At 42.7% G+C, this 21,107-nt stretch carries 19 protein-coding genes; 6 read left to right on the forward strand and 13 right to left on the reverse strand.

From position 1 onward, the window contains the following. Nucleotides 1–75 precede the first annotated feature (75 nt). Nucleotides 76–1,173: a sulfate ABC transporter substrate-binding protein gene (locus HWQ40_RS25820; RefSeq protein WP_292783750.1), complete on the reverse strand. Its 1,098-nt coding sequence runs from the start codon at nt 1,171–1,173 to the stop codon at nt 76–78. Nucleotides 1,174–1,494: 321 nt separating this feature from the next. Here HWQ40_RS25820 and HWQ40_RS25825 point away from each other — a divergent pair, with 321 nt between their 5' ends. Beyond that, the gene (locus tag HWQ40_RS25825; RefSeq protein WP_292783610.1) at nt 1,495–2,187 is read left to right on the forward strand and encodes an HAD family hydrolase; all 693 of its coding nucleotides are present in this window, start codon (nt 1,495–1,497) and stop codon (nt 2,185–2,187) included. 186 nt (nt 2,188–2,373) lie between these two features. Here HWQ40_RS25825 and HWQ40_RS25830 read toward each other — a convergent pair whose 3' ends face one another. Continuing rightward, nucleotides 2,374–3,015, reverse strand: a complete 642-nt coding sequence (locus HWQ40_RS25830; protein WP_292783613.1) for an HAD family hydrolase — start codon at nt 3,013–3,015, stop codon at nt 2,374–2,376. Between the two features lie 401 nt (nt 3,016–3,416). Here HWQ40_RS25830 and HWQ40_RS25835 point away from each other — a divergent pair, with 401 nt between their 5' ends. Next, nucleotides 3,417–4,103 (forward strand): class I SAM-dependent methyltransferase, encoded by a 687-nt coding sequence (locus HWQ40_RS25835; protein ID WP_292783616.1) that lies wholly within the window; start codon nt 3,417–3,419, stop codon nt 4,101–4,103. Between the two features lie 39 nt (nt 4,104–4,142). Next, nucleotides 4,143–4,673 carry a 2'-5' RNA ligase family protein gene (locus tag HWQ40_RS25840; protein WP_292783618.1) on the forward strand — a complete coding sequence of 177 codons (531 nt, stop codon included), beginning with the start codon at nt 4,143–4,145 and terminating at the stop codon, nt 4,671–4,673. 77 nt (nt 4,674–4,750) lie between these two features. Here the strand turns inward: HWQ40_RS25840 and HWQ40_RS25845 are convergent, their stop codons facing one another. The 8 genes from HWQ40_RS25845 to HWQ40_RS25880 all read right to left on the reverse strand — a co-directional run bounded on the left by HWQ40_RS25845 (nt 4,751) and on the right by HWQ40_RS25880 (nt 13,417). Next, nucleotides 4,751–6,193 carry an NAD(P)-binding domain-containing protein gene (locus tag HWQ40_RS25845; RefSeq protein ID WP_292783619.1) on the reverse strand — a complete coding sequence of 481 codons (1,443 nt, stop codon included), beginning with the start codon at nt 6,191–6,193 and terminating at the stop codon, nt 4,751–4,753. Nucleotides 6,194–6,443: 250 nt separating this feature from the next. Then, nucleotides 6,444–6,671 (reverse strand): hypothetical protein, encoded by a 228-nt coding sequence (locus HWQ40_RS25850; RefSeq protein WP_292783621.1) that lies wholly within the window; start codon nt 6,669–6,671, stop codon nt 6,444–6,446. A 61-nt stretch (nt 6,672–6,732) separates the two neighbouring features. After that, nucleotides 6,733–7,767, reverse strand: coding sequence for an ABC transporter substrate-binding protein (locus tag HWQ40_RS25855; protein ID WP_292783623.1), 1,035 nt, complete (start codon nt 7,765–7,767; stop codon nt 6,733–6,735). 32 nt (nt 7,768–7,799) lie between these two features. Further along, nucleotides 7,800–8,873, reverse strand: a complete 1,074-nt coding sequence (locus tag HWQ40_RS25860) for an aliphatic sulfonate ABC transporter substrate-binding protein (protein ID WP_292783625.1) — start codon at nt 8,871–8,873, stop codon at nt 7,800–7,802. A 348-nt stretch (nt 8,874–9,221) separates the two neighbouring features. Next, nucleotides 9,222–9,452: a hypothetical protein gene (locus HWQ40_RS25865; protein WP_292783628.1), complete on the reverse strand. Its 231-nt coding sequence runs from the start codon at nt 9,450–9,452 to the stop codon at nt 9,222–9,224. A gap of 120 nt (nt 9,453–9,572) precedes the next feature. Next, the gene (locus HWQ40_RS25870; protein WP_292783631.1) at nt 9,573–10,763 is read right to left on the reverse strand and encodes an LLM class flavin-dependent oxidoreductase; all 1,191 of its coding nucleotides are present in this window, start codon (nt 10,761–10,763) and stop codon (nt 9,573–9,575) included. 102 nt (nt 10,764–10,865) lie between these two features. Continuing rightward, nucleotides 10,866–12,104 (reverse strand): acyl-CoA dehydrogenase family protein, encoded by a 1,239-nt coding sequence (locus tag HWQ40_RS25875; RefSeq protein ID WP_292783633.1) that lies wholly within the window; start codon nt 12,102–12,104, stop codon nt 10,866–10,868. Nucleotides 12,105–12,619: 515 nt separating this feature from the next. Then, nucleotides 12,620–13,417, reverse strand: coding sequence for a trans-aconitate 2-methyltransferase (locus HWQ40_RS25880; protein ID WP_292783635.1), 798 nt, complete (start codon nt 13,415–13,417; stop codon nt 12,620–12,622). A 556-nt stretch (nt 13,418–13,973) separates the two neighbouring features. On the opposite strand from HWQ40_RS25880, the gene HWQ40_RS25885 reads away from it, so the two are divergent. The 3 genes from HWQ40_RS25885 (at nt 13,974) to HWQ40_RS25895 (ending at nt 17,579) form a co-directional block, all read left to right on the forward strand. Continuing rightward, the gene (locus HWQ40_RS25885) at nt 13,974–15,701 is read left to right on the forward strand and encodes a hypothetical protein (protein ID WP_292783637.1); all 1,728 of its coding nucleotides are present in this window, start codon (nt 13,974–13,976) and stop codon (nt 15,699–15,701) included. Nucleotides 15,702–15,979: 278 nt separating this feature from the next. Next, complete coding sequence (locus HWQ40_RS25890; RefSeq protein ID WP_292783639.1) at nt 15,980–16,357, forward strand: hypothetical protein; 378 nt, start codon at nt 15,980–15,982, stop codon at nt 16,355–16,357. A 10-nt stretch (nt 16,358–16,367) separates the two neighbouring features. Beyond that, a complete protein-coding gene (locus HWQ40_RS25895) occupies nt 16,368–17,579 on the forward strand; it encodes a hypothetical protein (RefSeq protein ID WP_292783641.1) in 1,212 nt (403 codons plus the stop codon). 152 nt (nt 17,580–17,731) lie between these two features. Here HWQ40_RS25895 and HWQ40_RS25900 read toward each other — a convergent pair whose 3' ends face one another. The 3 genes from HWQ40_RS25900 to HWQ40_RS25910 all read right to left on the reverse strand — a co-directional run bounded on the left by HWQ40_RS25900 (nt 17,732) and on the right by HWQ40_RS25910 (nt 21,103). Beyond that, on the reverse strand, nt 17,732–18,277 hold the full coding sequence (locus HWQ40_RS25900; RefSeq protein WP_292783643.1) for a dual specificity protein phosphatase family protein: 546 nt from the start codon (nt 18,275–18,277) through the stop codon (nt 17,732–17,734). Nucleotides 18,278–18,444: 167 nt separating this feature from the next. After that, nucleotides 18,445–19,782: an LLM class flavin-dependent oxidoreductase gene (locus tag HWQ40_RS25905; RefSeq protein WP_292783646.1), complete on the reverse strand. Its 1,338-nt coding sequence runs from the start codon at nt 19,780–19,782 to the stop codon at nt 18,445–18,447. 271 nt (nt 19,783–20,053) lie between these two features. Further along, nucleotides 20,054–21,103, reverse strand: coding sequence for a MetQ/NlpA family ABC transporter substrate-binding protein (locus HWQ40_RS25910; RefSeq protein WP_292783649.1), 1,050 nt, complete (start codon nt 21,101–21,103; stop codon nt 20,054–20,056). Nucleotides 21,104–21,107: the final 4 nt, after the last annotated feature.

Genomic DNA, 21,107 nt, shown 5'->3' on the forward strand with positions numbered 1-21,107 from the left:
GCTTTTCTCTAATATGCCTTATGGTCTACATTTCTAATCATCTATGTTGTAAAAATTCTGAAAATTTTTACCCATTTACTTTAAAGAATTCTGAGCTTGGATTTGATCAAAAATAGCACCTTCATTAAAAAATTGCTGCTGAATCTTGTTCCATCCTCCTAAATCTTCTGCTTTGAACAGAGTTTTAACTTTAGGAAAATTGCTACCCAGTTCTTTTGCAATCGTATTATTCACAGGGCGAAATCCTATTTTGGCAAATTCTCGTTGTACCTCTGGTGTATACAGATATTGCACAAATGCTTCTGCAACTTTCCGAGTCCCATGTTGCTCGACGTTCTTATCTACCACAGCAATTGGATTATCAATAGATATATTCACATCAGGGACAACATATGAGAACTTTTCGCCTTTTTGTTTTGATAAAATCATTTCATTTTCATAGTTGAGTAAAGCATCCCCTTGACCTTGTTTAAAGAACAATTCGCTGGCATTACGAGCAGTCTTGGGCAGCACAAGTACATTTTTATAAACTTTGGAAGTAAAATCTAATGCTTGCTTCTCATCCTGACCAGTTTTTGTTACGTAACCCCATAAACTCAGGAAGTTCCATCGCGCACCGCCAGATGTTTTTGGGTTAGCTGTCAGTACGCTCACTCCTGGTCTTGTCAAATCTGTCCATGTTTTAATATTTTTGGGATTCCCCTCACGAGTAGCGATCGCACCTACGGATTGGGTCACAATTGCATTATTTGGTGCTTCTTTTTCCCAACCCGGTTGAATAAAACCTGTCTGAACCAGTTTGTCAACGTCAAGGGCCAGTGACAGGTGTACCACATCAGCCTCTAAACCATCAATCACATTCAGGGTTTGAGAACCAGACCCATCATAACTTTCAGTAAACTTCAGATTTTGGTTATGCTCTTTTTTCCATTTTTCTACAAATTGTGGAATAATTTGCTCGTATGCAGCCTTTGTAACTGAATAAGAAACAAACGTTAGGTTTACATCACGACCTAAATTGGCAATAGTATTACCAGTTTTATCAACATTAGCCGAAGAACAAGCACTCATCACTATACTTAAGCTTACTCCCGCCAAAAATAGGGATAGAAACCCCCAGCTTCTTATAGCTTGCCAAGCTTTAACAGTACGAGTCTGAACTTGTTTAGTGATATATCTGTTTAACTTCCAAGTAGGCTGCCGCTTGTTTCTCAAAATTTCCCTCCTCTATTAAATTCGGTAAGCCGAGAGATTTACTGTAGTTTAGAGGTATTATAAGATAGTTGACATTCATTGCATAACCTTTAGTTAACCTAAATTTAAACAAGTTGTATATTGATTACGCATACAAAGAGGCTTAACGTTGCTAAAACAAACAAGAGCTTTAGTGTTCGCACTTCTTTAGGGCTGCGGCAGCAAAGGATGATTGTTAACGTTCTGACTTTTAAATCTTCTGCAAAATGTTTAAGCTGTCCCGTATAGCGAAATAAATATATGATTAGAGCCGTATTTTTTGACCTTGACGATACGCTCATAGATCACGATGCAGCAATTAGGGATGCCGCAGGTGCATTGTTTGATAAGGTCATACCCGATGCTAAATATGAGTTAAATGTATTTCAAGAACAATGGATATCCTTAACCCGACAATGGTACAAAAAGTTCTTTGCAAAACAAGTCACATTTCAGGAATCGGGCAGAGGCAGACTGCGAGAAGCATTCTCGAAATACGGTTATCAATTTTCAGATGTGGATGCTGATGCGTTGCTCGCGGAGTATTGGAAACATTACGTGAGTATGTGCCAATTATTCAATGATGTCCATGAGTGTTTTGCACAGTTACAGAAATACAAGATTGGGGTAGTAACAAACGGTCAGGAGGCGCAGCAAGTTGAAATACTTAGACGATGCGGTATTCTGCCTGTTCTGGATGTCGTTGTTACCTCAGAAGTGGCGGGATTTGCCAAGCCTGCGCCCCAGATTTTCCAGTATGCTTGTGCCAAACTGGGAGTACAACAAACACAGAGCGTCTATGTTGGAGATAACCTTGAACTAGACGCGTTAGCGGCCAGAGATGCCGGATTAATAGGAGTTTGGCTTAATCGTCTTCACGGGGATTTGCAGGCATCTCCTCGGATTATAAAACGAATTAATCGGCTGACTGAACTATCAGAGTTAATGTTATAGAAGCAGGCATCAAGCCCAAACTAAACTGTATTGTTGATTTTTACCAAACATTACCGAATTTTGTTCATGAGTCGGAACTCTCCTTACAAGAAGGATAATTCGATATTTGAACACCAATTAGCACATCATTTTTATTCCAAAGTTCTGATTTATTTGCAAAGAAGAATTGACAGTTATACCAATTTTTTAATGCTGTGATAGTAAAGAAGGTAGTTGATACATGGAATAGAAGACTCGTGCTCCATAGTCTTCAAGAGAAGTAGCCTCACTCGGATTGGTGTAACCCAAGACTTTCATACCAGCGGCAACACCTGCACGCACACCCAAAACGCTGTCTTCTACAACGGTGCAATATGGAGCTTGAACTCCCATATTTTTAGCTGCATGTAAAAATAAGTCAGGTGCTGGCTTCCAACTGCCAATTTCATAGGAGCTAAAGATACGTCCTTCAAATCGAGGTAGCAGATTAGTGACACGCAGCGCTAACTTAATTTTTTCGGGTGGGCCACTGGAAGCAACACAGACAGGTAAATTGATTTTGTCAAGAGATGCCTCTATTCCTTCCACACTCAGCAGTTCACGCTCGAATGCCTCGGCAGTACGCTCACGAAGCTGAGTTACAAAATCTAGCGGCATCATTCTTCCAAGCCTTTGCTCAATGACAGCAACACAATCAGCCATTTTACAACCCTTGAATAATGAAATAGCTTCTTTAAGTTTCAGTGTTAGTCCTAACTCTGCGAGAAATTGGACAAGAACATGATTGCTCAATGTCTCGCTGTTTACCAACACTCCATCACAGTCAAAAATAACCAGTTCTGTTAGCACTCGTATTCAAGTTCAAGATTAATTGGAGAATTCATAAGCTATACCCATCAAGATTGTTAGAATCAAACTTATTATTGCATATTACAGCAACTATAGCAGTTTACCGTAGATTAAGGTATAATTTTCCTTTCAATCAGTGTCCCCAATTAATTTATGACCACTGTCTATGTTTGTGATTTACGTTTAATGTGAATTAAGTGTTGGAACCTTTGTAATTGCGTTGATAATTCCAAAATTATGATTTTGGACAATCTCAAAACCCTTACGGTACAAGAGGCGTTTTTAATTCACATCAGGCGTGATTTAGCCGATACATTGCTTGGAGATAATGTAATACTTTCTTCCTTCAGCAAGAAAGTCCTTCATGAACTCTTGCATTAAGGACTACAGTTTATCAGATCATGAACAAACGGCGAGACAATGTTCCTTTTGATCCTTACTACTTTGAGAAGCTCACATATCTAGGTGTGAACTTACTGGCCGGCGATACCTTCCGGCACATCTTCCAAACGAATCATTGGCGTGGAGCTAATTCAATTTCAGGGGAGGGTGCTAGTAGAAGACAAACACAACAGATTGAAGCTCAACTTCCAGCATTACTTAAAACATTACAAGTGGAGATACTCCTCGATCTCCCTTGCGGAGACTTCAGTTGGATGCAGTTCATAGACTTACCTATTTCAAATTACATCGGCGCAGATATTGTACCTGAACTGATTACTGAGAACCAGAAGCGTTACGGAAGTAAAAAGTGTCAGTTTCTAACATTGAATTTAACAAGCGACCCTCTACCAAGAGCAAACATATTGCTATGCCGAGATTGCTTTGTGCATCTTTCAATAGCAGATATTTTCTTTGCTCTCGATAATATTAAAAGTAGCCATATTGATTATCTACTAACAACTACTTTCCTTAATTGTGAAGATAACGAGGATATCACGACAGGTGACTGGCGTTTACTAAATTTGGAGAAACAACCTTTTAATTTTCCTACACCTCTACTACTGATACATGAACAATGTACTGAGGGAGGTGGCTTATATAAAGATAAGAGCTTGGGATTGTGGCAGGTGCAAGACATTCCTTGAAGTATTATCCTGAACAGATGTTGGTGATTGTACTCAAAAATGGTGCGAAGTTTATTGGTTGTGAACTATGCGACGATTTCTGCTTTTGACTTCGCCTGGATTCAGAGTGTGCGAAAGCAGCACGATGAACTGTATTTACAAGTTATTAATCCCCACTTTACCTTGGTGTTTCCCGCTTTCAATTTTTTAGAAGCACCATTCATTAACCATGTGCAGCAGGTAACGCAACAAACCCAAGCTTTTGACTTTGTTATTCGGTGTGCCGTCTTGAGCAATGATGTTTTCAGCCAGTATACGCACGTATTCCTAGTGCCTGACGAAGGTTATAGCAACATCGTTAAGCTGCACGATCGCCTATATACAGGAGTGCTAACTAAAGAGTTACGTCAAGACATCCCATTCATTCCCCAGATTGGAATTGCTAACTCTCGTAACCTCCAAGAGTGCAAGCGTGTAGTTGACAAGCTAAATGCACAGTCGTTTGAGATCGCCGGCAGAGTGGAAAAGCTTGATGTGATTTGGTACGAAAATAATAGAGTCGGTACGATTGAAAAGATTACGTTGATTTAGAGTGATAAATAGCGATTGCATCTGGTTGCAGACCATTTTAATTCACATTAGGCGTGAATTATAAACGCTACGCAGATTTAGCTGACTGGCACCTTGGCTTGCTGTTTCCACACTGCATCTGCATACAATGATGTGTCGAAGTCCGGCGAAATGTTGCCGCTAGTGATCCGGGCTTCGTGTAATGACCAGTCAGCGAAGAATAAGTCGTGGCTGATACGTGCCACTACTGCTGGCACATCGCGTCGGATACTGGGTACGTCACCGATGGGCAGACCGAAGCTTACGAAGCCAGCAGGATTGAACACATGGATGTCCTTCAGGTAGGGGGCGTTGCCAGATACTTTCTCTTGGTATTCATGGGCACTGCCAAGGTAAGGGTGGGTGCTGAGTTGATCGTCACGCTGGTCGGCTGGGGCTTCATAGCGATCGCGCCAGAGGGCGATGTGATGTGCAAATTCGGCGAGTTCCGGCCGCTTTGTCGGGTCAACAAAGTAGCCAGTACCAGCGATCGCAAAATCGAACTCGAAAACATCATCATTTACCTGAGCGACGATGCGATTGCCCTGGTTGTGAGCGGCTTTCCACGGTGCGGATAGATGCAGGTGGAAGTTAGAGAACGCTATTACCCGCTCGATTGCGTCTGGTGGTGGCGTAGAGCCAACCTGATTAAACCGCCAAGCTTGGAACCACCGAGCTGCATCAGGTAGTTGCGGATAGTTATAGTAAGCGCCAGGATAACCTCGCACGCGATTCACCGGCACAGATGCGATCGCTGATCGCCGTGCGAACAGGTGTACTGCCTTAGCGCCTGATTCCAATGCCACTCCTGCCGCATCAAAGGCCGAGGCCGCAGCACCCAGCACTGCTACTGTTTTACCACGCAGATTGTTGAAGTCGATTTCATCGGCGGTATGTGCATATAAGGTGCGTGGCAGAGATGCCAATACAGGCGGTATATTTGGGCCACCAGTGCCAGCTACACCGTTGGCGAAGATAATTTTACGTGTGGTTTCCACCTGCGCGACACCGTTCACTTCTAAGTGTAGACGAAAGAAATCTGTGTCCGGCTCAATCCGCACCAACTTCGTCTGATACCGAACTGGAATGCCCAGAAAATGCCGATACCAGCTGAGGTACTCAGCCCACGCCACTCGTGGAATGCGGTCAAGCGCTGCGTATGCCTCAACACCGTGCCGCGCCTCGTACCAAGCTTGAAATGATAGCGCCGGAATGCCCAGTTCTGGCCCTGGTAGGTTTTTCGGTGTGCGTAGCTTTTTCATCCGCGCTCGCGTCAGCCACACGCCTGCATGGGCTTCGTCCTCAGCCTCATCGATGACTATCACGCGACCAATGCCGGCACGCCGCAGGGCAAATGCGAAGGTGCTGCCACTGCCACTACCGCCTACTATCGTCACATTGTGGTCAATGCCTGAGTGATCGCTCACCCAGTTTTCGGGATCGGGGCCGAGTAGGCGCAACGCCTCACGTGCGGCAAAATCGAGGTCAGTCGTTGTTGTCATGTCGGTATTTGAGGATGAAATGAGATTTTACCGAGATTAGTGATACTGAAAAGCATAATATTATGAGAAACTAATAATTAGTTTATCTAATATTAAACTTTACAAATAAAATAATTACTGACTGTTAGCGAAGCGGTGCTGATGTCACCCAAATACTTGAAAGAAGCTACCCCAGCAAAGCTGTACTGCACATTGCAAATTAGTTGAAATTTTCTATTAATTTATTGGCGATGCCTGCGGCGGGCTACGCCTACGCCTTTAAAGAAAAACTTTTTAGTTTGCTGAAAATCCCAAACCGTTTTATCTCCTGCTTAAGAACACGCTCACGATCAGCAGATTCTTGTGGTGGGAATTCCCAAATATCACGGATCTCATGTTCTTGCTGATCTGTTAATTGGAGATGATGTGGTAATTGAGACTGTTGTCCAAATAACCAAGGTGCTCCATTTAATAATTCTCTTTCTATTCCATGAAACATATTTTTACCCCTATTAAAAATAAGGTGATTTTGACATTTAGCTTTTTACTTCTTGCTGCAATTATTGGCATTTGGCAATATCTTCGTTAAAACTGCTGTCCCAAAGTTGTTTCACATCAACTTTTGTGGTAATTACACCTGCTTGAAAAAAGGTATCAGCAACCTTTTGCTGAGAAGCAATAGCTGCGTCAGAAACAGGAAGTACTTGTTGACGACGCTGTTGTTGACCTTGCTGGGCATCCTGATAAACGATGCCTTCATCAACATCAATGGTCTTTGCATAATTCTTCGACCACTGCTTGAGATTAGATTCCCGCCAAGTTTGGGATTTTTGCAAACGACAGAGAAAATCAGCGATCGCAACCTTCTTTTGGGGATCGGCGATCGCATTGGGTGAAGCAATAATCACGAAGTTACCGCTCAAAATATCTTTTGCAGATTCCAGTACCCGCGCCCCTTCTTTTTTGGCTTGGGGGATGGAGTAACCGTAGGTAGCCCAAGCATCAAGCTGTCCTTTACGAAAAGCTGAAAGTCCATCGGGTATTGATAAAGGAATTGCATTGATATCCTTCATCGTCAGCCCAACTTTTTCCAACATCTTAATCAGGAAGTAGTGGGCAGTCGTAGCTTTAACGTAACCTACTTTCTTACCTTTGAGGTCAGCGATCGTTTTGGCAGTCGAGTCCTTGGGTACGAGTACAACTTGACCAACCGTCGGCCCTTTGAGAGTGGCAATAATTTTTACAGATGCTTTCGATTCAATCGCAAAAATCGGCGGAATTTCACTAGCTGAGCCCAAGTCAATCGCACCAGCATTGATTGACTGTACCATCAAATTACCCCCAGTAAACTCAGTAAATTGAGTTTGATAAGGGAAATTATCTAGTCCAGCCCACTTTAAATTTAAGTCCCAGCCACCTTTATATTTAGCAACATGCAATTGAGTTGTATTCGATACTGCGATTTGGGATGGGCCAGGATTAGCAGCGATCGTTGCCGGACTGGTAGACTTAACCTCTGAGCAAGCTGTTGTTGCTAGAGCTAACAAGCAACCCACAGAGAAGAAAAAATTCTGCCGCAGCCAATTGGTAGACATGTTAATTTTTGGGTATATTCTTGTCATCTTTCCTACCTAACAGCAGTAGTTTCTAACGGACACACTGCTGTAGCAATATTTACTCGTTGCGGAATAATTTTTTGCTCTAGTAACCAGTCAGCTGTTTTCTGAAGATTGGCGATATCCCCAGTATTAGGAAATACGTAAGACTCTGGTCCTCGATTTTTCGTCACTTGCTTGGCTACAGTATCAGAGACTTTTAGCTCTTTAACTAAAAAATCTGATGCAGCATTAGTATGTTGATTTAACCATTCGCCATCCTCACTCAAAGCAGTAAGAGCAGCTTTCACTGCTACAGGATTTTCTTTAGCTGCATCACCACGAACAACCATAATGCCGTAGGTAGGAGCAGGGTGTGTAGTGGTGATTCTTCGCGCCTTATGTTCTAATTGGGCAATGGAAATATAAGGTTCCCAAACTGCCCATGCATCAACAGAACCTTGATATAGAGCAGGTGCAGCGTCATTCGGTGATAAATAAACTCGCTGGACTTTTTCTTTAGGAATCTTTTCTTTTTCCAAAACTTTTAATAACAGATATTCGCCTGCACCACCTTGATTAACAGCAACTTTTTTACCTACTAAATCAGCCGGTTTACGAATGGGAGAATCACCACGAACTAAGATGGCATTACTCAAAGAATCTGGACTAGGACGCTGTACAGAGCCAATACAAAGAGGTTGCCCCGCAGCAATTCCAGACATGGAAGGAATATCACCACAGCCGCCAATATCTGCCCAATTACCATTGAGAGAACTTAAAAGCGTAGCGCAACGGTCAAATGGCCCACTCCATTCAACTTTAATATTTTGCGTTACTAACTGACGCTCTAGCTCACCCCGTTGACGCGCAATAGGAATAATCCCGCCTTTTTGGTAACCCAAGCGAATCACATTGTTTTTCTCTGTAGTTTTGGTAGTGAGAGTTTTTGAAGAGGAATCTGAGTTAGCTGCGACATTAATAGCTGTTTGTTGACTGCAACTAGAAGCTATCAAAGCAAGAAAAGACGTTGCGATCGCAAAGATTATACTGGCAGAACATTTTTGTTTATATTGAAAGCGGTGTTCTTTTAAATAATTCACCACAATTGAATCCTTGATATCAATTTTTAGGAGTTTAAGCAGCTATATCTATGATAATAGTGAACAAACTACGGTAAACCGATCGACTTACTGAAATATACAGATAAGATATCACCTTTTGATGGGTTGTTCAAATCCAATCAATATTTCTTTATCTTTGACTATGAGAATTTAGCGGAGGTATTTCTATGTGAAGCTACACTCAAGTAGTGAGAAAATAAACTCTAAAAGAACCATAGATACAAATATCAAAAAATTATTCGATTTGAGCGACAATCTCTAAAAAACTGGTATGAGCCTTCCCTTATATTCTTCGACCAAAAAATGGAATGGCGGCGAGAGTTAGGAGAACTAAAGCGGCTGTGCTACCGATGGAAGTGCCAACAATTGTCCAGTATTGACGATCGCACCCAGTACTTTATGCACTTGGGGAAAATCTAGCAAGTTTCCGGGGTCTGTCATCACTAGTAACAAGCCCAAAGGTAAGCCTAATACTATTGCAACCAGGGTAGATATACCCACCATGTAAAAAGTTTCACTAGTGGCTTGCAACAAGCTTTGTAGTAATTCTTGTCCTTGCATTAATGCACCTCTAAAAGTTGAAAACAGGGCGGAATACCAATTCGTAATTCGTAATTAAGAAGGTCAAATTTTGAATGTGTTGCCGATTTTAGAGAATTGGTATTAGCTAGGTTAGAGAACTTAGAGTCTAAGTCCAGCCTGTTTCAGTAGTGGTAGAACGCGCTTACCGAAGAAATCCAGATCAGGCTCAAAATCGTAGAAGGCAAGCTGGAAGCCATCGACACCAGCTTTATTCAGTTGCAAAATTTGCTCGGTAATTTGTTCGGGTGAACCGATTAGCTGCACATTACCGCCGATCGCACTACCAACGCCATAACGCAGATTTCCCTTTTGATGCCTCTTCCAGGCGTGTGCATCGCTGCTGACGCCTGAACGTCCAGCAATTGACTGATAATCTGCATGGTCGATAATCGCCTGGGCATATTCTTCTGCCTCTTTTTCAGTTTCACGCACGACAATAAGCGGATTTAGGAGAGTGCGGACTTGTCTACCATTAGCGATCGCCGATTGTTTGACACGGGCTGTATGGGCGGGTAACGACGACAAGGCGCTTTCTATGTCACCGCCAGCCGGACTGGTAATAAATACGATATCAGAATGGCGACCCGCAAACTCGATACCAGCATCCGAGCCAGTGGCGTTCACTAAGATGGGGCGACCATAAAGCGGGCGGGGGCTGATGTAGGCATCCTTAAACTGCCAAGAACTCTGACTTTTATAAGAAAAATTCTCTGTTTCCGACCAGAGTCGTTTGAGGACGGTGACAAATTCATCAGCGAGTTCATAGCGGCGATCGTGTTCGATCTGGCTCCAGCCGAACAGTTCATGCTCATAAGCCCGGTGTCCAGTGACAACATTAATTCCCCAGCGACCTTTAGAAATGTGATCAAGTGTCGCACCAAATTTAGCTAGATGGATGGGATGCCAAGGCCCGTAGAGGACGTGAATGGTTGAGATTAATAGAATGCGTGAGGTAATGGCAGCAAGGGAAGCAGTAGCAATGAAGGCATCTAAACCTGCTTCTGTGCGAGTTGGCCCCTGTCCGCCCTTCGGCTGCCATGTGGAATAGCCAAAAATCAGGTCAAAACCTAGCTCCTCAGCCTTTTGGGTCAGTTTGGCATTGTAATCAAATGACCAGTCTGTAGTACGCGGTAGGGTAGAAGAACTCCAACCACCGTGATGAATCGGTAAGAACAGCCCTAGCAGTACTGGCTGCCGGAGAGCTTGGGATAATGGGCTTTGGGGATAGTCTGTTGGAGAGGCGATCGCCTCTTTACTTGCTCTCAAAAAAGTAGTATCGATTGCACTCATAGTTCCTCTCAACGGTTTCGGTTGGCTGCCAGATCCCCGACTTCTGAATAAATACTCATAAAGTGGTTTCCCGCATGTTAGAAGTCAGGGATCTGAACAAAATTAGAAGAATCCTCGTTGCGGCAATGGTGTACCGTTGATCTCGTAGTCGCCGATCGCACGAGCCTTAAAGTGATTTGGGTTATGTGAGGATAAGGTACGGGCGTTGCGCCAATGACGATCAAAGTTGGAGCTTTTCTTTGTTGTGGAAGCCCCACCCACTTCAAACAGCAAGGTGGCCGAACGTAGTGCTAGGTCATCAACAATCAATTTGGCTTTGGATGCACTCAAAGAAGTTGCCAGTGCCGCAGCCGTCTCTGCCTCTTCACCCTGAGCTTGGGCAGCAGGAAGGCGATCGAGACCATCAGCTGCTGCTAAAACAATCGCTTCGGCAGCAAAGGCATTGGCGGCAATCTGCCCGACAGTCTGTTGCAAGATTGGGTCTTCTGAAGCTTGCTCGCTTACGGCATGGTAGAAAGTTCGGGGTCTGGTACGAACGAGGGTTGTTGCATCACGCAGAACGCTACGAATAATGCCAGCGTTGATTGCTGTCAGGAATAATTGCGGAACAATGTTATATGGCAGGTTGTCTTTGTCTGTGTCTGTCTCAAAAATTACTTCATCTACCTCTACACGGACATTAGTGAAAGTAGTTGTTCCTGTGCCTGTAAGTCTTTGCCCGAAGCCATCCCAGTCATCCACAAGGTCAATCCCCTCGCGGTTGGTAGGAATGAGTACAAATGCTTTCGTGTCATCGGGTACTAACACACGCACGAAAATCAAGTCTGCGTAAAGGCTGCCAGTGCTGTAATACTTAGTACCATTCAGCCGATAGCCGTCGCCATCGAGTGTTAATTTTGTATTTACGACTTGGCCGCCACCAGATCGCTTGGTTTCCAGTTCAGTTGTAGCGAGTCCAATAATTGCACCATCAGCAACGGCCTTGAGCCATCGGCGATTCCTCTGGGTGCGCTCAGAACGCAAAATCCGCTCTGTTACTGAGAAATGATTCCGCACAATGTGAGCGACATTTGGATCAGCATCCCCCAGTCTAATCACGACCTCGAATAGTTCGCGTGCAGTGCTACCACCACCATCTTCGGCAACGGGGATTCGCAATGCACCCAACCGGGAACGCCGGATCAATTCAACCACATTATAAGGAAGGATGCGATCGCGATCGCGCTCACTTGCTCCCAGAGCAATAAAATCAAAAAGCTGCTGAAGTTCCGGCGAGTTTGCTCTCACCGGAGCCGAAAACTGAATTGTCGTATCTGCAAGTTTCTCTGGACTCTTAATCATTAGTTTCTATCTCCGAATATCCTGTGGAAAATCTATGTTGGTGAGTGGTCAGGCAATTGCTATTTCTGGGTGACGCGACTTTAGCACTACAAAGTTGAAGAATGTTTCCAGCCTTGAGGCGATTACATCTGGTAACATATTCAAGCCACCGACTGCACTCGACAAAAACCATTCCTCTGTAAGGGTTTTAGATGTATTTAAGTTTTATAAAGCACTAAAAATCTACCGAATTACCGTAGTTTGATACTCCCAAATTTTCCCCAAGTTGTCAATCTGTTTTAACGTCTTTTTGCAGGAAAGACTCAAAGTTGAAAGCCCAAAAGCGTCTACGGAGTAAGTCCAAGGAAAACGCCAGTCGCCTACGCCTGCCTAATTTGTGAACTTCTTCAAGGACAATTTTTATCCTACTCAAAGGGGTTTAAAATCCCATATACAACAGGTGTTTGTGTTTGGGTAACAGTCCCCCTTACAAAACGTAACTGTTTAATCATATCTGCAAAAAGATTTAGATAAGATTACAATAGGTGGGCTACGTATAAAGTAGTTAAGTAACCTTTAGTAATTTGACCATTGAACTTGGTATTAATTAATTCAGCGATCGCATGGAAAAAACGCGCTTTTGTAATCCGATCTAAATTTAGATGACCGGAGTAAGTATTTAAGAGGTTGAGATAACTTGCACTGTTGTATGTTGCATCCCATCGATAAGAGCGATAGACTACTTTACCAAACAAACCTGTTTGCTCAATCTCACCTGTTTTATTAGGGACTTTCTGCTCACGCAAAGGAGGCTCATCGTCTTTAACCAGTTGAGGAGCTAAACTTTGATATAGCTCCTGTACTTCTTCAAAGAAGCCATTACTAGCATCACTATATACATGTTCATTCCAAAATAGCGCGATCGCTCCTTCAGATGTGAGGGCTTGAGCAGTTTTTTTGTAAGCAATACTTGGGTCAAGCCAATGGAAAGCAGTCGCCGAAATCACTAAATCAAAAGCATTTTCTTGGGTCACCCAATCCTCAAAAGCGATGTTACGCACTTCTACTTGCGGATAAGCAGCCAGATTTTTTTGGGCAACCGTAGCAAGATTCTCACCCAACTCAATGCAGAGTATACGATAACCCCGGCGGGCAAAGGGCACAGTTGCCTGACCAGTACCACAACCAATCTCTAATATCCTTCCGTCTGGAGTGATTTCTGAGAGAGACACCACATTGTCAAAAAGCGCTTCTGGATATCCTGGTCGAACTTGGTCATACAACAGTGCTACTTGATTAAAAGTGGTTCTTAAGTGACTTCTTTCATCTGTCATGTGTTTGTGGTCGTACCATAAATTGACAAATGCTCAAGGCTTGACATCTGTTGGAGTAAAAGCAGCATACTGTTCACGAGAGAGAGTCGCATCCCTAACGTTGATTTTCTTTGTGATGAATTTTTGTTCATAAAACAAGTCCGCAATCTTCTGCTGTCCTGATAAAACTTCTTCACTTAGGGGTCTTAAAGTAGGGTATTAACTTTGTACCATTTTAGGTGTTCAAAATTCATGCAAAATATATGCCAGTAGTTCTAATTAAGCGGACTGCGAACAGCTTTACCACCCCTATTAAGTACATGGGTGTAAATCATCGTGGTTTTTACGTCGGAATACACGGGAAAATTCCATATAATCATCCCGTAAAGGGTGGATGTACGGAAAAATTCTGTATAATATCCAAAATAGGGGTTTAAAAAAGAAGTTTTCCGTATATCCAGAAAGAAGGTAGCTGTAATGCTTGATATATTAGGATTTGAAAAAAGATTATACGGAAAGTTTCCGTATAATAAATAGTTATACGACTTAGGTTATCGGTAGGGACAGTTCTCGTTGTATGTCGCCATTTAGAATTAAGTTGTCGTTGAATGATATTGGGGCTACTCTTCTGGACTTCATGAAACTGCTACAACCGTCTATTACAATAACATCTCTGGCTCGTCGCGCTTTTCTAAAGAAGCTTATAGGAGTGAGCATAGGAACGAGTATTCTCCATCTGTTTGGTATTGGAAACTTACCTACGGCATTGGCTCAATCAACTGAGAGCGTTGACAGTCAAGACATAACACCGTTTAATCTTCTCCCTCGCCTAGAATATGATTATCTAAGTCCTATGTTGAAAGGAATTGGCGAAGGAGTAGGAGCTTTTACTCGTGGGATAGGTGAAGGTGCGGGAGATACTGCTCGTGGGATAGGTGAAGGAATAGGGGATGTTGCTCGTGGGATAGGTGAAGGATTGCGAGAACGTCTTAGAGATTTACTCTCCAATTCTGAAGGTAAGCGTAAACTTTATGAGTATACACAAGAACAAGATTTTAAAAGGAAGCGCGATGCACAAGAACAAGATTTTAGGACAAAGCAAGAATTAGTTGCATTAATGCGCGATTCAATACGTGAGTTTCAAGCGAAACAAATTGAGTTGAAACTAACCGAAATTCAATCTAACTGGGATTTAGAAAATTGGAATGGTATTTTAAGTCGTCAGGAAACTGAGGATTTATTAAGCAAAAAAAGTGACACACTATTAATCTTACTCTCACCTCCAGCCATCAGTTCAGACGTTTCGCCTTCTATTCGTAACAATCTTGAGCTTGAACTACGTGGCTTAGAAGCCTTTCTAGCTAAATACTATCCTGAACAAAATCGACAGCATCCAATTAGATTTTATAGTGGTTACTTTAAGCGACCTATTAACGATCTCAACGTAGAGCAGTTGCATAGAGTTCTAGCTCCCATACCTACAGCGATCCTCTATATGGACATCACTGACTATGCATGTACTTTTCGGATAGGATTTTGGGGAATTCAAAGCGAGCAAGTTTCATTTGTAGCAAGTGAAGAATGGAACTGGGAAAATGCTAAGAAAGATTTGATGTCAAGAGGTACAGGTGAGATAGAAGCCCTTCGGCTTGTTCGGAAGATGATTGTTTCAAGCAATAAACTGTTCGCGTCTTATTTGGCTGATTTGTATTACCTAAGTTTTGATCCCTACTATGAGCTTCAACTACCAAAGTTGACTGCTGAGTTTGTACGCGAGGGCTTGACCAGAAAATGGTTAGATTCACACCCTAATCAACTAAAAGTTGTGCAGAAGCAGGAGCAGCAAATTTATGATCAAGAATTAGCGAAAGTTGTAGAAGAAGCAAAAGCTAAAGCAGTAATTGAGCGTTATGCTGATGCAATTAAGCAGGTACTTGAGCAGGATAAGAAGAATGGAATCGTAAACAAACAGACTATTGAGCAGTTAATACAAACTCATACGCAGGATAAGGACTTCAGAGATTATATGTTATCAGAATTCCTTCCGATCCTAAAATCTTATTCAGATTTAGCAGACAAAATGCATCAAATTAGTCTTAAAGATTGTCCGTTGGAGTTTCAACAGGCTTTTGTCCGACACAATTTTGCTTGGTTTACACATATCTCTAAGTCCATACCAAATTTATCAGACTTTTCACTAGATTCCTATAAGCTAGATATTTCAGATATATCAGAAATCGAAGATTCTTGGCATGAGGTGCTACAGATAGCTGCGAAATACGGTGTTGATACCGAGGGTTTTTAATGGCAGGTAATCGATCAGCCGTATAACAATCCGCTTGCACACCGACCGTATAAAGATGGTTGGTTGAGTTCGAGAAGTCACTAGCGGCGGGTGAAGCGGGTCGTTCTGCTGCTTCGACTATTTCCACTCAACAGAGGTTTTTTGATGAAAGAAATATTAAAGTTTTTGAGCTAAAATCTTGATAGAAAATAGCAAGTTGGTAATACTTCAGACAGATTTTCCAAAAAAGGTTCTTTAAAGTTTCTTTGTAAACTGTTTACCTCCCAGGAGTATAAATCATGAGAGATACTAATGAAATCGTTGAGTTAATTGAAGAATTCTACCCAATAGAGTACGATTTAGCAGGTAGATCAACGGTTGAGAATATTGCCCAAACAACAGTTGCTGGTAAGAATATTGATGTTATTTCTAGCAGAAGAGGTTCAAACTTTGAAGTTGGGTCAACCATACTTTTTTTATGTGCAGTTGCCGAAGGGATTTCTGCATTGCTAGACATTATTGATCGTTTTCGTAGTAAACACCAAAGTATTTCTGTTGCTAAAGTAAAGCAAGAACTGTTGGCTTCGGTTGATGAAGACAAGCAAGACAAAATGGATACAGAGGTATTCGATCAGATTATTCAACAAGTGGTTGATCAAACTAAGCCCAAAAATTGAGTTCTTAGACATGACCGATTTTGAGCAGCAAAACTCTGATAATCCTTGGAGACCTTCATCATTCAAGGAACTTCTTGATACAATTAACTTTAAAATAGATGAACAGAGTTTGGTCTGTCGTTTTTTTTGGTTTATCGGGTTGCCCATAATAGTCGGATTTCATCTTCCACTTGTATTTATTCAATTAGTTAACTTCCTTTATCGTCCTGGCGTTACGAATTTCATTGGAGTTGTATTAGCGCTACTAATTCATGGTTTACTTAAGTTAGTGGCAGAAGGGTTGCATTCGCTATATACCGTCAAGGAAATTTACCAGTACTTAGCTGAAGATATAGGAGATAACTTTAGTCTAACCGAGTATAGCTTTGAAGACTATATTTCACCTGAGGAAATTGCTCAGATGAAAACTAGCCGGGTACTTTCAACCTTCAGTGATCAGCCTTTAGGAAATATCTTTGTACTGAACCCTCGCGTAGTTGGATTGGAGGCAGGAGAGAGAAAAGGGTTTGTAGCTCCATTAACGTTCTCGTCAATTTCACGAAATCAGAGAAAAGGCTCTCAACCATACAATCCTTGTTCAGTAGTCTTTCTCAGAGATCCTCCTGGCAAGTTGACAACTTCAGGGTTATTCTATCTTTATCATGAAGTTGGGCATATGACGAAGTACTCTTGGGGAATTAGAAGGAGATCATTCGTTGCTACAGCCAATGCTTTCGGTATTTTTATTTTCCTTCTTATAATCAGTAGCAACATTTTCTGGTCAACCCTACCTGCACTTCCATATATTATTTATCTTGTTGCAATCGAGTCGGATCAGAAGCTTAATGAGCGAGATGACGAATTAGTTGCTGATCTCTTTGCTATCAAGCATTTCCCAAAGGATCTGCTCGAAAAATTAAATAAATTGTTTTCAATTCCAGGAGTTCTGCCTGAGTGGCGTTATAAATACTTTAGTAAATTAATAGAAGCACAACAGTTGGGAGGTCAATTATTAGAAGATGACGTTGTTTTTAAGTCAGGAACGCTGAGGTTAATAATAACATTTTTCTTGATTCTGACATGCTTTTCTATAAAGAGATTATCACCTTTTCTACTGATTGAAATGCTATTAGGCAGTGGTTTGCTTCTGGTAACTGGAATTTTGATTTTATTCGGACTAGAGCTACTTCCAGTTTTATTGAATGAACTCATCGTTAGTAAACTTGCAGCAAAAACTGATTGAATTAACCAGCCGCAGAACACGGCGTTGGAGCCGAACGCCGAAAGGTTGTCAGTCTACGTTTCGGTGTTATCTGTGTCGGCTCAACTTTGCCGTTCTGCCGCTTGCGTTTCGGGTGGGGGTAGTAGTTGGAAAGTATCTGTCGAGGGGCAGTATCAAGCTAACTTATCTTTCAATCGACTACACTCATCTAATAGCAGGTTGAGTTCAGCAGCTACTTTCCAGGGGTTGCGACCTTTGAAAGGGGCGGCGATAACTGCTTCATAGGGATTTTTCCCAGTTTTTTTGACGGCTGTGATCGCGGCTTGATTGGAGAGTCCTCGGAAAGCCACAAGCCAAGCCGCTAAAATATGCGCTGTGCGTCCAACTCCACCAGAACAATGAACAACAACTTTCTCTTCATTCTGGTTGGCAGCAGCTAGGAACGGTAGAATTTGGTGAATCAGAATTTGCGGCTTGGCAAAATCAAAATCATAGATCGGTGTCCAACAAACCCGGTTAATTCCGAAGGTCTGTCGGTAAGCTTCAAGTAAATTTGTGTAGCGAATGAGTTGATACTCAGTCAGCAAGCAGCAGACACGCTTGACGTCTTGATTGTGCATGAACTCAATCCACTTGTTAACTTGCTCATCGCTATATCCTGGTTGAGCACAGCCAAACACGATGGGTTCGTTCTCCGAAGCTGAAGCAAACTTGTACATATCGAGTGCATCGAATTGTTCAATGACTGATTTTAACGCTTAAGTTTTCTATCAATTCAGTTCGACAAAGCGAAAGTTGAATATTCTATATAGGTCATGCTATTGGCGCAGCAGAACAATCCCGTTGCATCTACTGTTTACTGATAACTGATAACAGCGATCGCAGCTCACACTAGACTGGCTTGAAAAAAGCGGTTAGCAGGGCGCGCTAGTCCGAGATTTTCACGCAGCGTCTTACCCTCATACTCTTTGCGGAAAATCCCACGCCGTTGGAGTTCTGGCACAACCTTGTCAACGAAATCGTTCAACCCTTCAGGAAGAAAAGGGAACATGATGTTGAAACCGTCAGAGCCTTCCTCAATCAGCCATTGCTCCATCTCATCGGCAATGGTTTGGGGTGTGCCGACGAAAGCCAGCCCACCGTAACTGCCAATGCGTTGCGCCAGTTGTCGAATAGTCAAGTTCTCACGTTGCGCTAAGGCTATTACTCTCTCTCGTGAAGAGTGACCAGCGTTATTCGGTGGGATTTCTGGCAAGGGGCCATCGGGTTCAAAACCCGAAACATCGTAGCCAAGCGCACTATTGAGGCTGGCGATCCCACTGTCATAATGTACTAGGCTGTCCAAATGAAGACGCTTGGCATGTGCCTCGGCGACGGTTTCCCCAACGATGACTAAAGCACCTGGAAGGATTTTTATGCTGTCTGGGTCACGTCCCTTCGCCTGCGCCCGTCCCTTAATGTCTGCAAATAAAGCTTTGCCAGCTTCCAGATTACTAGCAGGTGCAAACACAGCCTCGGCGGTTTCGGCGGCTAATTGCCGTCCGGCTTCGGATGCGCCTGCCTGAACGATTACCGGCCAGCCTTGGACAGGTCTGGCGATGTTCAATGGCCCTCGCACCGAGAGATATTTTCCCTTATGATTCAAAACGTGAAGCTTTGCAGGGTCGAAATAAATCCCTGCTTCCACGTCCCGAATAAACGCATCGTCAGCAAAGGAATCCCAAAGACCCGTGACAACATCATAAAATTCTCTAGCCCGCCGATAGCGTTCATCATGCTCTATCTCTTCTTCTAATCCAAAATTGAGCGCTGCGTCTGGATTGGCTGTGGTGACGATGTTCCAGCCAGCGCGACCGCCACTAATATGGTCGAGAGACGCGAAGCGGCGAGCGATGTGGTAAGGCTGGTCATAGGTCGTGGAAGCGGTGGCTACCAGCCCGATGTGTTCGGTGACGCTGGCAAGGGCAGAAAGTAGGGTGAAAGGTTCAAAGGATGTGACAGTATGGCTGCGCTTCAGTGCGTTGATTGGCATATCCAACACCGCTAAGTGGTCAGCCATGAAGAATGCGTCAAACTTGCCTTGCTCTAGTTTCTGGATGAATCGTTTCAGCGCTGGGAAGTTGAAATTAGCGTCAGGCAAAGCGCCAGGATAGCGCCAAGCGCCTGTATGTATGCTTACCGGGCGCATAAAAGCACCTAGTTTTAATTGCTTCAATCTGCTCATTAGTCCTCCGTATTAAGTTTAAAATACAGGTGCGATCGTACCCTTGAAGTAGTTATTGATATAATCCTTCAATTTGGGATCAATAACCAATTGATTTAGTTTTTTGATGTTGGAATCATTGTTGTCAGGAAAAAATAGCGACGAGCAAGCTTTGGACAAAACATGATAATAATTCGTAATTCGTAATTTTTAATATAGATCAGAAAGGAAATTCTGTAATTGAAAAAGTGAGATTTAATTTTGATTTTTTTCTCAATTCCCAGTTCCCAATTCAATGCACTTCTACTTCAAATTCTGCTTCGTGTAAATATTTCAAAGCTTGAGTTACCTTTTGACCTTCTAATTCGATGTGAAACTGACCAACTCGGCGATCGCCTACTGTTTCCACACTCCCACTGAGGATATTGACATCCACATCAAAATTACGGGCTAGGGTGGCGAAAATCGCTTGACTAGCTTGTTCTCCTGCAAAGGCGATCGTGGCAATAACTGCACCAGGCTTTGGTTTATAACCATTGCGATGGGGAAAAAATTCTTGGGCAAGAAATGATTCTGGCTTGGCGATTAAATCGCTAACATATCCCTTTTCCACAATCTTGCCAGCATTGAGTACAGCGACACTATCGCAGATTTGCTTGACTACACCCATTTCATGGGTAATCAGTAAAATTGTCAAACCCATCCGTTTGTTCAAGTCGCGCAATAAATCCAAAATTGACCTCGTAATTTGCGGATCAAGTGCTGATGTCGCTTCATCAGAAAGTAAAACTTTTGGTTCTCCAGCCAAAGCTCTAGCAATACCTACCCGTTGCTTTTGACCGCCAGAAAGTTGTGCCGGATAAGCATTAGCCTTACCTGTCAATCCAACAAGTGAAATCAATTCTTCCACTTTAGCCCGACGTTTCAGTCTACTGTGGGGAGTAAAGGCATACATCTCGAAATTATGTTTCTTGCCATAGTCCTCCATAAAAGGAATATGTTGGAAATAATTGGCATCAATTACCCCATCTTTCAAGGCAGTGTTATTCTGCACAAAGTCATTAAAAGTAACTATTTCGATGTCTAGCCTAGCTTCCGGTGCTAAATTCTTTTTGACAAACTCTAAAATTTCTCCGGCTGGAACTGGTGTTACACCAACGTTGATTTTGTCCTTGGCTCCAGTTGTAGATGTATTCCCAACTGGGGCTGCTGATGGATTTGCAGTTGTATTAGCAGCAGAATTATTTTGGGGTGAACTACAGCTAGAAAATACTGTAGAAGCCGCAAATGATGTAACGGCTATTAAAAAGAATCGACGGTTAGTATTGATGGTAAATTTCATGCTA

The sequence above is a fragment of the Nostoc sp. NMS9 genome (genome assembly GCF_017114995.1).
Taxonomy (GTDB): Bacteria; Cyanobacteriota; Cyanobacteriia; order Cyanobacteriales; family Nostocaceae; genus Nostoc.